Source organism: Polaromonas sp. (assembly GCF_039930745.1).
GTDB lineage: Bacteria > Pseudomonadota > Gammaproteobacteria > Burkholderiales > Burkholderiaceae_C > Polaromonas.
Genome location: NZ_JBDTTH010000024.1, coordinates 1 through 13020, shown reverse-complemented (window position 1 = coordinate 13020; position 13020 = coordinate 1). Strand labels below are relative to the sequence as shown.

The 13020-nt window shown below is 62.9% G+C and carries 10 protein-coding genes and 1 pseudogene; 8 read left to right on the top strand and 3 right to left on the bottom strand.

Translation table 11 applies throughout. The features are described 5' to 3' along the window. Window positions 1–79 precede the first annotated feature (79 nt). The 6 genes from oxc to fdhF all read left to right on the top strand — a co-directional run bounded on the left by oxc (window position 80) and on the right by fdhF (window position 9642). The gene (gene oxc, locus ABI660_RS10060; protein ID WP_348067477.1) at window positions 80–1795 is read left to right on the top strand and encodes an oxalyl-CoA decarboxylase; all 1716 of its coding nucleotides are present in this window, start codon (window positions 80–82) and stop codon (window positions 1793–1795) included. Window positions 1796–1821: 26 nt separating this feature from the next. Then, on the top strand, window positions 1822–3093 hold the full coding sequence (frc, locus tag ABI660_RS10055; RefSeq protein ID WP_348067475.1) for a formyl-CoA transferase: 1272 nt from the start codon (window positions 1822–1824) through the stop codon (window positions 3091–3093). Window positions 3094–3203: 110 nt separating this feature from the next. Next, window positions 3204–3650 carry a PAS domain-containing protein gene (locus ABI660_RS10050; RefSeq protein ID WP_348067473.1) on the top strand — a complete coding sequence of 149 codons (447 nt, stop codon included), beginning with the start codon at window positions 3204–3206 and terminating at the stop codon, window positions 3648–3650. A 123-nt stretch (window positions 3651–3773) separates the two neighbouring features. Next, window positions 3774–5021: a formyl-CoA transferase gene (frc, locus tag ABI660_RS10045; RefSeq protein ID WP_348067471.1), complete on the top strand. Its 1248-nt coding sequence runs from the start codon at window positions 3774–3776 to the stop codon at window positions 5019–5021. Window positions 5022–5076: 55 nt separating this feature from the next. Beyond that, window positions 5077–6774 carry an NAD(P)H-dependent oxidoreductase subunit E gene (locus ABI660_RS10040; RefSeq protein ID WP_348067469.1) on the top strand — a complete coding sequence of 566 codons (1698 nt, stop codon included), beginning with the start codon at window positions 5077–5079 and terminating at the stop codon, window positions 6772–6774. Between the two features lie 30 nt (window positions 6775–6804). Then, on the top strand, window positions 6805–9642 hold the full coding sequence (fdhF, locus tag ABI660_RS10035; RefSeq protein WP_348067467.1) for a formate dehydrogenase subunit alpha: 2838 nt from the start codon (window positions 6805–6807) through the stop codon (window positions 9640–9642). A 21-nt stretch (window positions 9643–9663) separates the two neighbouring features. Here the strand turns inward: fdhF and ABI660_RS10030 are convergent, their stop codons facing one another. After that, the gene (locus tag ABI660_RS10030) at window positions 9664–10008 is read right to left on the bottom strand and encodes an antibiotic biosynthesis monooxygenase (RefSeq protein WP_348067465.1); all 345 of its coding nucleotides are present in this window, start codon (window positions 10006–10008) and stop codon (window positions 9664–9666) included. 12 nt (window positions 10009–10020) lie between these two features. Beyond that, entirely contained in the window at window positions 10021–11160 is a 1140-nt protein-coding gene (locus tag ABI660_RS10025) for a cytochrome P450 (RefSeq protein WP_348067463.1), read from the bottom strand. A 6-nt stretch (window positions 11161–11166) separates the two neighbouring features. Between ABI660_RS10025 and ABI660_RS10020 the strand changes: the two genes are divergently transcribed. Further along, complete coding sequence (locus ABI660_RS10020; RefSeq protein WP_348067461.1) at window positions 11167–11859, top strand: winged helix-turn-helix domain-containing protein; 693 nt, start codon at window positions 11167–11169, stop codon at window positions 11857–11859. A 46-nt stretch (window positions 11860–11905) separates the two neighbouring features. Here the strand turns inward: ABI660_RS10020 and ABI660_RS10015 are convergent. Beyond that, window positions 11906–12034, bottom strand: a pseudogene (locus ABI660_RS10015) (ribonuclease); the annotation flags it as partial. Between the two features lie 401 nt (window positions 12035–12435). On the opposite strand from ABI660_RS10015, the gene ABI660_RS10010 reads away from it, so the two are divergent. Next, window positions 12436–12888, top strand: coding sequence for an SWIB/MDM2 domain-containing protein (locus ABI660_RS10010; RefSeq protein WP_348067458.1), 453 nt, complete (start codon window positions 12436–12438; stop codon window positions 12886–12888). Window positions 12889–13020: the final 132 nt, after the last annotated feature.

The window sequence follows — 13020 nt, the reverse complement described above, 5'->3', positions numbered from 1 at the left end:
TGCAGCGGGCCTAGCCCGCCAGTGAGGCGGCACCGCGTTGCTCAATCTTTTAGCGAAGTCAAACGACGAGACATCCAACATGACAAACGACACTCAATCACCAGAACAGACCGACGGGTTTCACCTTGTCATTGATGCCCTGAAACTCAACGGCATCGACACGATCTTCGCCCTGCCCGGCATTCCCATCACAGACCTCACACGCAAGGCGCAGGCCGAGGGCATTCGCATGATCTCGTTCCGTCACGAGCAGCATGCCGGCAATGCCGCCGCCGCTGCAGGTTTCCTGACACAGAAGCCCGGCATCTGCCTGACCGTGTCGGCTCCCGGTTTTCTCAATGGCCTGACGGCGCTGGCCAACGCGACGACCAATTGCTTCCCGATGATTCTGATCAGCGGCTCCAGCGAGCGCGAGATTGTCGATCTCCAGCAGGGCGACTACGAGGAAATGGACCAGTTGGCGATTGCCAAGCCGCTGTGCAAGGCCGCCTATCGTGTGCTCCATGCAGAGGACATCGGCGTCGGTATTGCACGCGCGATCCGCTCGGCGCTGTCCGGCCGTCCTGGTGGCGTGTATCTCGACCTGCCCGCCAAGCTGTTTGCCCAGTCGATGGATGCCGCAGCCGGCAAACGCTCGCTGATCAAGGTGGTGGACCCCGCACCGCGCCAGATTCCCGCGCCAGATTCGGTCAAGCGCGCGCTGGACCTGCTCAAGGGCGCCAAACGCCCCCTTATCGTGCTCGGCAAGGGTGCTGCTTATGCGCAATGCGATGCCGACATCCGCGCCCTGATCGAAAAAACCGGAATCCCTTACCTGCCCATGTCGATGGCCAAGGGCTTGCTGCCCGATACGCACGCCCAGTCGGCATCGGCCACCCGCTCCCATGTGCTGGCAGAAGCTGACGTGGTGATGCTGGTCGGCGCGCGTTTGAACTGGCTGCTGTCGCACGGCAAAGGCAAGACCTGGGGCGGCCCCAACGCCGACACCCGGCAGTTCATCCAGATCGACATCTCGCCAACCGAAATGGACAGCAACGTTCCCATCGCCGCACCGCTGGTTGGCGACATCGGTTCATGCGTGTCCGCACTGCTCGCCGGCCTCGGCTCCAGCTGGGCCAAACCACCGGCCGAGTGGACCCAGGGAATCGCCGAACGCAAGGACAAGAACCTCACCAAGATGGCGGCAACGCTGGCGCAAAACCCAGAGGTCATGAACTTCCACAGCGCACTGAACGTGGTCCGCAACGCGGTCAAGGCGCGCCCCGATGCCATCGTCGTCAACGAAGGCGCAAACACCCTGGATTTCGCACGCAGCATTGTCGACATGTACGAGCCGCGCAAACGCCTGGACGTCGGCACCTGGGGCATCATGGGTATTGGCATGGGCTTTGCCGTCGCCGCCGCGGTGACTACGGGAAAACCCGTCATTGCCATCGAAGGTGACAGCGCTTTCGGCTTCAGCGGTATGGAAGTCGAGACGATTTGCCGCTACAACCTTCCCGTCTGCGTTATCGTCTTCAATAACAACGGCATCTACAAGGGCACCGACGTGAATCCGCGCGGCGATGATGTGGCGCCGACCGTCTTCGTCAAGAACGCGCGTTATGAAATGATGATGCAGGCCTTCGGAGGTGTGGGCGTGCTCGCCAATACCCCGGAAGAGCTGGCCAAGGCGCTGGACGAGGCGATCAAGTCCGGCAAACCGACCCTGATCAATGCCATCATTGACGAAACAGCCGGAACCGAAAGCGGTCGAATCACCAGCCTGAACCCGCAGAGCGCCAAGAAGAAGTAACCCAAGTCACCTTTAGGAGAAATCAAATGAGCAACAAACCACTCGCGGGCATCAAGATCATCGACTTCACACACGTTCAGGCCGGTCCCGCCTGCACGCAAATGCTGGCCTGGTTCGGCGCTGACGTGATCAAGGTCGAGCGTCCTGGCTCTGGCGACGTCACCCGAAGCCAGTTGCGCGACATCGAAGGCGCTGACGCGCTGTACTTCACCATGCTCAACAGCAACAAGCGCGGCCTGACCTTGGACACGAAAAAACCCGAAGGCAAGGAAGTGCTGGAGAGGCTCATCAAGGAATCCGACGTGATGGTCGAGAACTTTGGTCCCGGCGCGCTGGACCGTATGGGATTCACCTGGGAACACATCCAGTCACTCAACCCAAAAATGATTCTGGCATCCGTCAAGGGCTTCTCTGACGGCCACCACTACGAAGACCTGAAGGTCTATGAAAACGTGGCCCAGTGCGCTGGCGGCGCAGCATCCACCACCGGCTATTGGAAGGGCGAGAACTCAGGCCCCACCATTTCGTCTGCCGCTTTGGGCGACAGCAATACCGGCATGCACCTGGCCATCGGTATTTTGACGGCCTACATCGGCCGCCAGAAGACTGGCAAGGGCCAAAAAGTCGCGGTGTCCATGCAAGACAGTGTGCTCAACCTGTGCCGCGTCAAAATGCGTGACCAGTTGCGTCTGGACAACCTTGGTTATCTGGAAGAGTACCCGCAATACCCGCATGAAATGGAAGCCTTCAAGGACGGCGTGGTGCCGCGTGGCGCCAATGCCGGCGGCGGCGGGCAACCCGGCTGGATTCTGAAATGCAAAGGCTGGGAGACCGACCCCAACTCCTACATCTATTTCACGGTCCAGGGCCACGCCTGGGAGCCGATCTGCGATGCACTGGGCAAACCCGAGTGGAAAACCGATCCCGCTTACACCACGGCCAAAGCACGCCAGCCGCACATCATGGAGATCTTCGCCACGATTGAAGCATTCATCGCTGACAAGACCAAGTTCGAAGCCGTGGACGTCTTCCGCAAGTTTGATATTCCCTGCGCGCCCGTTCTGTCGATGAAGGATTTGTTGAATGACAAATCTTTGCGCGACAGTGGCTCCATCGTTGAAGTACCGCACAAAGTGCGCGGTAGCTATTGGACGGTGGGTAGCCCGATCAAGTTCTCTGACACCAAGCCCGAAGTGACGGCATCTCCCCTGCTGGGCGAGCACACCGATGAAGTTCTGGCCGAGCTCGGCTACAGCAAGGACCAGATCGCAGCCATGCACACGGCGAAAGCAGTCTGATCCCTGAAGCTTGATGCCTTGGTCGTCAAGGCTTGAAAAGACGGCGTTCAGGTGAGCGCCGTCTTTGTTTGAGGACCATTTACCGCCCACAGCGGAACAGGAGCACAACAATGCAATCATCCATCGACTTCAAGCAACTCGTCGAGGCCGTTGGCGATGCCATCGTGGCATCCGACGCCAGCGGTGCCATCACCTTGTGGAACCCGGCTGCGCAGCGCATGTTCGGTTTCACGGAAAAAGAGGCATTGGGCCAGTCGCTCGACATCATCATTCCGCAGCGCCAGCAGCAGCGCCACTGGGACGGCTACCAGAAGACCATGGCCACGGGGCAGACCAAGTACGGCAACGACGTGCTGCGCGTACCGGCGGTGCACAAGGACGGGCACGGCCTGTCCATCGCCTTCACGGTGGCCCTGCTTTACACGCCTGACAAAAGGGTAGCGGCCATTGTTGCGGTGATCCGCGATGAAACCGCTCGTTTCGCGGAAGACCGGAACCTGCGCAAACGCCTGATGGAACTGGAAAGCCAGCTGGCCCCGCAAGCCAGCGCGCCCTGAACCGGACGGCAGGGCAGGACCGGGGCACGGTGATTAATATAGGGGTTGAACCGGCCGGAGGGCCGGGCCCATGGCTGTAACCATGGATGAACAACCCATTTTCAACTCCCTGCAGGAATTTTCATGAGCAAAGCGTTAGACGGCGTTCGCATCCTTGACTTCACCCACGTCCAGTCGGGCCCCACGTGCACCCAATTGCTGGCCTGGTTCGGCGCCGATGTCATCAAGGTGGAGCGCGCCGGTGAAGGCGACGCGACACGCGCGCAACTGGCCGACATCCCCGGTGCGGACAGCCTGTATTTCACGATGCTGAACCACAACAAGCGCTCGATCACCCTGGACATGAAAAAGCCCAAGGGCAAGGAAGTCCTGGACGAACTGATCAAGACCTGCGACGTGATGGTGGAGAACTTCGCCCCCGGGGCACTAGACCGCATGGGCATGACCTGGGAGCACATCCACGCGATCAATCCGCGGATGATCGTCGCTTCGGTCAAGGGCTTCGGCCCCGGCCCCTACGAAGACCTGAAGGTGTACGAAAACGTGGCGCAGTGCGCCGGTGGCGCTGCCTCAACCACAGGCTTCGAGGACGGCCCGCCGCTGGTCACCGGCGCCCAGATCGGCGACAGCGGCACCGGCCTGCACCTGGCGCTGGGCATCGTCGCGGCGCTGTACCAGCGCAACACCACCGGCCGTGGCCAGAAGGTGCTGGCGCCCATGCAGGACGCGGTGCTGAACCTCTGCCGGGTCAAGCTGCGCGACCAGCAGCGGCTTGCACGCACTGGCACCATGCACGAGTATCCGCAGTACCCGGACGGCAAGTTCGGTGACGCCGTGCCGCGCGCCGGCAATGCTTCCGGCGGCGGCCAGCCCGGTTCGGTGCTCAAGTGCAAGGGCTGGGAAACCGATCCCAACGCCTATATCTACTTCATCACCCAGGCCGCCGTGTGGCCGGCCGTTTGCAAGGTGATCGGCGAGGAAGGCTGGATCACCGACGAAGCCTTCGATACGCCTGCCGCCCGCCTGCTGCACCTGAAACCGATCTTCGCGCGTATCGAGCAGTGGACCATGACCAAGACCAAGTTCGAGGCCATGGAAATTCTCAACAAATACGACATTCCCTGCGGGCCGATTCTCTCGATGAAAGAAATCGCCGAAGAGCCCGCCCTGCGCGCAACCGGCACCATTGTCGAAGTCGACCATCCGGTGCGCGGCAAATACCTCACCGTAGGGAACCCCATCAAGATGTCGGACAGCGCGACCGAAGTCACGCGTTCCCCCCTGCTGGGCGAACACACCGTCGAGGTACTCGCGCAACTGGGCTACAGCGCTGAAGACATCGCCAAATTGCGCACCGAACGCGTCATCTGAACGGACCCAGCTTCCAAAGCCAACGACGTCAGCCACACAGCGAGCCCATAAGCCCATGAACCATCCCATCATTCCCATTGCCGTCATCGACGCCTCCAAGCAGCGCAAGCGCCAGGGCCCCAAGGGCCGCCGCGTGGACCCGGCGGCGCTGGCTGACGTGCAGGGCCTGCTGGGCAACGCGTCACGCCAGGCCGATCTGCTGATCGAACACTTGCACAAGCTGCAGGACCATTTCGGTCACCTGTCAGCAGCCCATCTGGCGGCGCTGGCCCAGGAGATGCGGCTGGCGCAGACCGAGGTTTATGAGGTGGCAACCTTCTACCACCACTTCGACGTGGTCAAGGAAGGCGAGGCCGTCCCGGCAGCGCTTACTGTTCGGGTCTGCGACGGGCTGTCTTGTGAAATGGCCGGCGCCAAAGACCTGCTGGCCAGGCTCCCGGCCCTGCTGGGCCGCGAAGTGCGCGTGATCGCGGCGCCTTGCGTGGGCCGCTGCGAACAGGCGCCGGTGGCCGTGGTGGGACAAAACCCCGTGCCGAATGCCAGTTGCGAAACCATCATGGCCACCGTCGCGGCCGGCGCGGTAAAACACGTCCCGGTGGGATTTGTCGACTTTTCCAGCTACCAGGACGCCGGTGGTTACGCGCTGCTCAAGCAATGCGTCTCGGGTAGCCGTGAGGTCGAATCGGTCATCAAGACCATGGAAGATTCCGGCCTGCGCGGCCTGGGCGGCGCAGGCTTTCCTTCCGGCCGCAAGTGGCGCATTGTCAGGGCCGAACAAGGCCCGCGCCTGATGGCGGTGAACATCGACGAGGGCGAGCCCGGCACTTTCAAGGACCGCGTCTACCTGGAACGCGACCCGCACCGCTTCCTTGAAGGCATGCTGATCGCCGCCTGGGCCGTCGGGATCGAGAAGATTTATGTTTACCTGCGCGACGAATACCACGGCTGCCGCAGCATGCTGGAAGCCGAACTCGTCAAACTCAGGTCATCCCCGCTGATGGCAGGCATGCCGGAGATCGAGCTGCGCCGCGGCGCCGGTGCCTACATCTGCGGCGAAGAGTCGGCCATGATCGAGTCTATCGAAGGCAAACGCGGCATGCCGCGCCTGCGCCCGCCCTATGTGGCGCAGGTCGGCCTGTTCGGTCGTCCGACGCTCGAGCACAATTTCGAAACCCTTTACTGGGTGCGCGACATCCTGGAAAAAGGCGGCGAGTGGTTTGCCTCGCACGGCCGCAACGGTCGCAAGGGCCTGCGCTCCTTCTCGGTCTCGGGCCGGGTCAAGGAACCGGGCGTGAAGCTGGCGCCTGCCGGCATCACCATTCGTGAGTTGATCGACGAATTCTGCGGCGGCATGCTCGATGGCCAGACCTTCTACGCCTACCTGCCCGGCGGTGCCTCTGGCGGCATTCTTCCCGCGACCATGGGCGACATCCCGCTGGACTTCGACACCCTGCAGCCTTATGGCTGCTTCATCGGTTCTGCCGCCGTGATGGTGCTGTCCGACCAGGACACAGCCACCGATGCGGCACGCAACATGATGCGTTTCTTCCACCACGAGTCCTGCGGCCAGTGCACACCCTGTCGCGTTGGCACGGCGAAAGCGGCGCACCTGATGGAACAACCCAAATGGAACCTGGCCCTGCTGGCCGACCTGTCGCTGGTCATGCGTGACGCTTCGATCTGCGGGCTCGGCCAAGCCGCTCCGAACCCGATGGACTGCGTCGTCAAGTACTTCCCCCACGAGCTGGCTTGAGTCCGTTCGGTCCAAAGACAAGGCAATACGATGAATGCAATTACCCGCCAGGAACTCGCCGAACTCGACGCCCCGCTCGTGAGTTTCAGCCTCAACGGCCGTGAAGTCACAGGCCGCGCCACCGAATCCCTGCTGCAGGTCGCCAAGCGCGAAGGGGTGGAGATTCCCCACCTCTGCTTCAAGGAAGGCATGGAGGCCGTCGGCAATTGCCGCTCCTGCATGGTCGAGATCAACGGTGAACGTGTGCTGGCCCCTTCCTGCTGCCGCGCTCCCACGGCCGGCATGAAGGTGGTCACTGACAGCGAGCGCGCTGTCGCGTCGCAAAAACTCGTGCTCGAACTGCTGCTGTCCGACATGCCGGAGAAGGAGTACACGCGCAACAACGAGGTGGACCAGTGGGCCGCGAAGATTGGCGTCGGCAAGCCGCGTTTCGAGGCACGCCAGCAGGTGCGCCAGGACCTGTCCCACCCGGCCATCGCCGTCAACCTTGACGCCTGCATCCAGTGCACACGCTGCCTGCGCGCCTGCCGCGACGAACAGGTCAACGACGTGATCGGCCTGGCCTTCCGCGGCGACCAGGCCAAAATCGTGTTCGACATGGACGACGCCATGGGCGCGTCCACCTGCGTGGCTTGCGGTGAATGTGTGCAGGCCTGCCCCACAGGCGCGCTGATGCCGGCGCGCGAGGCCGCACTCGTGGTGCCCGACAAGCAGGTGGCATCGGTCTGCCCTTACTGCGGCGTCGGCTGCCAGCTGACCTACAACGTCAAGGACGACAAGATTCTCTTCGTGGAAGGCCGCGACGGCCCGGCCAACCACGAACGCCTGTGCGTCAAGGGCCGTTATGGCTTTGACTACGCGCACCATCCGCAGCGCCTGACCAAGCCCCTGATCCGCCGCGAAGGCGTGCCCAAGACCGGCGATTTCACGATGGACCCGGACCGCGTGATGGACGTGTTTCGTGAAGCCAGCTGGGAAGAGGCGCTGGAATTTGCCGGCGGCAAACTCGCCGCCATACGCGACCGGTACGGCAAGAAATCGCTGGCAGGCTTCGGCTCGGCCAAGGGCAGCAACGAGGAAGCCTATCTGTTCCAGAAACTGGTGCGCACCGGTTTCGGCAGCAACAACGTGGACCATTGCACCCGGCTGTGCCACGCGTCGTCCGTCGTCGCCCTGCTGGAAGGCATTGGCTCCGGCGCCGTGTCCAACCCGGTGATGGACGTCACCAAGGCCGACGTGGTCATCATCATCGGCGCCAATCCGACGGTCAACCACCCGGTGGCCGCCACCTGGATCAAGAACGCCGTGAAGAACGGCACCCAACTGGTGGTGCTGGACCCGCGCCGCTCCGACCTGACCCGCATGGCGCACCGCCACCTGCAGTTCAAGCCCGACACCGACGTGCCCATGCTCAACGCCATGATGAACGTCATCGTGACCGAGGGCCTGGTGGACCAGGCCTTCATCGACAGCCGCACCATAGGCTACGAGGAACTGCGTAAGAACGTCGAAGGCTACACACCCGAGCTGATGGCGCCTATCTGCGGCATCGACGCCGACACGCTGCGCTACGTGGCACGCCTGTACGCCACCTCCAAGAGCTCGATGATCCTCTGGGGCATGGGTGTCTCGCAGCACGTGCACGGCACCGACAACGCACGCTGCCTGATCGCCCTGTCGCTGATGACCGGCCAGATTGGCCGTCCCGGCACCGGCCTGCATCCGCTGCGCGGCCAGAACAACGTGCAGGGCGCGTCCGACGCGGGCCTGATCCCCATGATGTTCCCCGACTACCAGCATGTCTCCAGCCCCGCGGTGCGCGCCAGTTTCGAGAAGGCCTGGAAAGTGCCTGAAGGATCCCTCGACGACCAGGTCGGACTGACCGTGGTCGAGGTGATGCATGCTGCCAAAAAGGGAACCATCCGCGGCATGTATGTGCAGGGCGAGAACCCGGCCATGTCCGACCCGGACGCCAACCACGCACGCGAAGCGCTCGCCGCGCTGGACCACCTGGTGGTGCAGGACATCTTCCTGACCGAAACCGCCTACCTGGCCGACGTCATTCTGCCCGCCAGCGCCTTCCCCGAAAAAGACGGCAGCTTCACCAACACCGACCGGCTGGTGCAAATGGGCCGCAAGGCCATCAACCCGCCCGGCGATGCGCGCCAGGACCTGTGGATCATCACGCAGATTGCCAATCGCATGGGTTGCGGCTGGCACTACAACCATGTCAGCGAAGTTTTCGACGAGATGCGCCACACCATGCCCAGCATTGGTGGCATCACCTGGGACCGGCTGGACCGCGAGCATTCGGTCACCTACCCTTGCATGAAGGAAGGCGACCCGGGCCAGTCGGTGGTATTTGTGGACGACTTCCCGCGCGAGACGGGCCGCGCACGCTTTGTGCCGGCCGACATCATCCCGGCCAACGAACGTCCGGACACCGAGTACCCCATGGTGCTGATCACCGGCCGCCAGCTCGAACACTGGCACACCGGCAGCATGACGCGGCGTGCCACCGTACTGGACGCGATCGAGCCCGATCCGGTAGCGCTGGTGCATCCGCTGGATCTGGCGGACATGGGTGGCAAGCCGGGCGACGTGGTGACCATCGCGTCACGCCGCGGTGAGGTGGCGCTGTATGCACGCGCCGACGAAAGCTCGCCGCGCGGCGCGGTGTTTGTGCCCTTCTGCTACTACGAGGCAGCCATCAACAAGCTGACCAACGCAGCACTGGACCCGTTTGCCAAGATCCCGGAGTTCAAGTACTGCGCGATCAAGGTCTCGCTGGGCGGTGTGCCGCCGGTGCAGGACAGCTATGGCGGCGGCCAGGCGCTGGAAAACTCCGTCGCCCTGGCTGGCATTTAGGCAAACCCTCAGGCCTGCGGCTTAGCCGTGGGCCCGGCGCGAGTCGGCCGGCGCCTGCTCGCGCTCCTTCAGGCCGTAATCACGCGTCACTTCGGCGATGCGCAAGCGATAGTCCTTGAACATGGTGCTGCGGCCCGCGTTTTGCGCGGCGCGGTGCGCCTCCAGATTGCGCCAGGCCGTCAGGCAGGCGTCGTCGCGCCAGAACTGCAGCGACAGCAGCTTGTCGGGCTCTGTGAGGCTCTGGAAGCGTTCGATGGAGATGAAGCCGTCCATCTTCACCAGCTCGCTTTTCAGTTCGGCCGCCCAGTTCAGGTAGCCCTCGCGGTGCGCTGGATCGGGCCAGACTTCAAAAATGACCGAAACCATCTGATTTCTCCTTTATTGAGCAAAGACAGGAATACGCGCATTCGGCAACGGTCGAAAACCGGTGCTGTGCCCAAAATAGTTACAAAATTGACCTCCAGACCTTATATGACGGGCGCAAGCAGCTACTATTTCAATAGCAATCAAAGCACCGGGGCAGGCATGTGGGCCGGAACCAAAACCCATGCTGCGGCCTTGCGCACGGTGCGCATCGAAGCGCTCGGCTTGCGGGTTGAAGGCTTCGTCGCGGTTGGCGCTGGCCAGCACCAGCAGGATGGCCTGGCCGGCCTCCACCGGCTGGCCCAGCAGGCTCAGTGGCTCGGCGGCAAACCGGCGCGTGTTCTGGATGGGAGCGGCCCAGCGTTCGACTTCGCGCACAAAGTTCCGCATGGCCTCCTGTGAAGTGTCCGCCGCGGCGCCCTGCTCTGGCTCCTGCGTCAGCTGCAGTGCCGTCAGGCCGAGCAGGCCAGCGCCCGCGTCCATGGCCTGCTGCATGAAGGCAATACGGTTGGCAGCCTGTGTCGGCGGCAGGCCTAGCGCCCGACCCTGCGCCATCAGCGCCGCAGCCGCGCCGTCCGCCAGCGCCACAGCCTGCGCGTCGGCCCCAGGCGCGATGCCCTGTGTGAACTGCCCTACCCAGCGGCAAGTGTCGTCCCGCAGCTCCACGGGCACATCCAGCAGCCGCGCCATGGCCTGTACCGGCAAGGCGCCCAGAAAGTCATTCACCTCGAGGCGCGGCTGCAGGTCGCCCGCCGCGTCCTCGGCAGCCCGCGCCACATCGGCCAGGCTCCAGCGGCGCGCCGCCTGCGTGACAGCAGGCTTGTGCGCCGCATGAAATTCACCATCCGTCATGCGCACCAGCTGCGCGAACACCTCGCCGGCTGACGTGCCCTGCAAAGCCTGGGGCACCGGCTCGGCGGGCGGGCGCACCCGCAAGGCCGGATGGCTGAGGGCGGCGCTGACGGCGGCATGGCTGCTTGCCACCCACAGACCCACGCCGGGGTCAAAAAACAAGGGGCGCTCCTGACGCAGGCTGCGGTAGAAGGGCCAGGGGTCGGGGTGGGTCGCGGCCTCAATGGCGTTGCGGGGTTGCTGCATGTGGCCAGTGTCCCAAGCGGCTGAAGGTTTGTCCAGCTTCAACAGTTTGGCTATCATCAAAGCATGCCTGTTGAACCCGACATCGCCCGCATCGCCGCCACCATTGGTGACGCCAGCCGCATCCGCATGCTGGTGCTGCTGATGGAAGGCCGCGCCCTGACCGCCAAGGAGCTCGCGCTGGGCGCGGGCATCGAACCGGGCACGGCCACTTCCCACCTGAAGCGCCTGGTCGATGACGGCCTGCTCGAATCCACCGCGCAGGGCCGCCACAAGTACTTTCGCTTTGCCTCCGAACAGGTAGCGCAACTGGTGGAATCGCTGATGCGGGTGGCGCCAAAACGCCCCAGCCTGCCCGCAGCAAAGGTAGACGAGCCGATACGCCGCGCCCGCTTCTGTTATGACCACCTGGCCGGCAGCCTGGGCACTGGGCTGCTCGCCATGCTGCTGCGCAGGCGCTGGCTGGAGGCTGATGCAGGCGATACCCGGCAACTGCTGGTTACCACTCCTGGCGACAAAGCCCTGCGCGCCCTCGGGCTGGACTTGGATGCGCTGCGCGGCAAGCGCAGGCAACTGGCCTGCACCTGCCTGGACTGGTCGGAACGCCGGGACCACCTGGGCGGCGCGCTGGGAGCCGCACTGGCGCTGCACTTCACGCAGCAAGGTTGGATAGAGCGCAGGAAGCACTCGCGCGTGGTGCAGGTCAGCGCCGATGGCGCCGCGCAATTCGGGCGGCTGGGCATCAAGCTGCCGGCCTGAGTGAGCGTATGCCGACCTGGCCCTGCGTGTTCAGCCAAATCACGCTGAACCTGGCAACACCACCGAAAGACCTGAAGACAGGCGGCAGCACGCGAAAGTGCCCCGTGCTGTCGTTTTTGTGAGCGTCGCACCCATCGCAGGTGGCAAGGCCTTGTGCGAGTGAGGGGCTGGTCACGGAAGAGGTCCCTTCAGAGAGACGACCGGAGTCAGACCGCAAGGGGAATTGCCCGCAGGAATGCCTCGCAGTCGGGGACGCTCGCGGACAAATGCTGTGTGCTGGCGCGGTGTTAAGTCGCCTTCCTCGGGTGCTGCATGAGCAGGCACGGGCACTGCTGCATGCATCTTCCGCATCATCTTTTCGTCTCTGACACCGGCCGCAACCCGGCCACTCGCTGCGCTTCATGTCGCCCGAGGGGCCGTTTTTTCAATCTCCCAGAAGTAAATCTGCAACATCCAGACCCAAAAAAATTGCGTTTTCCCTATGAAACAGCTGTTTTCTCCAGTAGCATCCCCCTTGCCAGTGAAGAGTAGTTATCTGCATTGGTGATTTATCAACTTCTAGAAGGAAAATCAATCATGGCAACTGCAAAAAAAGCACCGGCAAAAAAAGCAGCCGCAAAAAAGGCTGCACCGGCAAAGAAAGTAGCTGCGAAAAAAGCAGCTCCAGCGAAAAAAGCCCCTGCGAAGAAAGCACCGGCTAAAAAAGTAGTGGTGAAGAAGGCCCCTGCAAAAAAGGTAGTGGCAAAAAAAGCTCCTGCGAAAAAAGCGCCCGCCAAAAAGCGTACGCCCAACGCAGCCTTCATGAAGCCACTGACTCTGAGCCCCGCTTTGTCGGCTGTGGTTGGCGCTGCTGCGCTGCCCCGCACCGAGATCGTGCGCAAGCTCTGGGTCTACATCAAGGCCAAGGGTCTGCAGGACAAGGTCAACAAGCGCATGGTCAACGCCGACGAAAAATTGCGTGCCGTTTTCGGCAAGGCGCAAGTGTCGATGTTCGAGATGGCTGGCCTGATCGGCAAGCACGTCAAGTAAACGTCGCAGCGATCCCCGGCGCTCACGCGCGTGGGAACCGGAATCGCCGAAAGGGCCACGCAAGTGGCCCTTTTTTTTTGCCCCCACGGTTGCTCACTGCGTGTAGCGCCCTGCCCCCCGAGGGGGCCGCTG

Coding starts and splice junctions, on each gene's coding strand:
- oxc (WP_348067477.1), top strand. CDS start 80: ATGACAAACGACACTCAATCACCAGAACAGACCGACGGGTTTCACCTT.
- frc (WP_348067475.1), top strand. CDS start 1,822: ATGAGCAACAAACCACTCGCGGGCATCAAGATCATCGACTTCACACAC.
- ABI660_RS10050 (WP_348067473.1), top strand. CDS start 3,204: ATGCAATCATCCATCGACTTCAAGCAACTCGTCGAGGCCGTTGGCGAT.
- frc (WP_348067471.1), top strand. CDS start 3,774: ATGAGCAAAGCGTTAGACGGCGTTCGCATCCTTGACTTCACCCACGTC.
- ABI660_RS10040 (WP_348067469.1), top strand. CDS start 5,077: ATGAACCATCCCATCATTCCCATTGCCGTCATCGACGCCTCCAAGCAG.
- fdhF (WP_348067467.1), top strand. CDS start 6,805: ATGAATGCAATTACCCGCCAGGAACTCGCCGAACTCGACGCCCCGCTC.
- ABI660_RS10030 (WP_348067465.1), bottom strand. CDS start 10,008: ATGGTTTCGGTCATTTTTGAAGTCTGGCCCGATCCAGCGCACCGCGAG.
- ABI660_RS10025 (WP_348067463.1), bottom strand. CDS start 11,160: ATGATAGCCAAACTGTTGAAGCTGGACAAACCTTCAGCCGCTTGGGAC.
- ABI660_RS10020 (WP_348067461.1), top strand. CDS start 11,167: ATGCCTGTTGAACCCGACATCGCCCGCATCGCCGCCACCATTGGTGAC.
- ABI660_RS10010 (WP_348067458.1), top strand. CDS start 12,436: ATGGCAACTGCAAAAAAAGCACCGGCAAAAAAAGCAGCCGCAAAAAAG.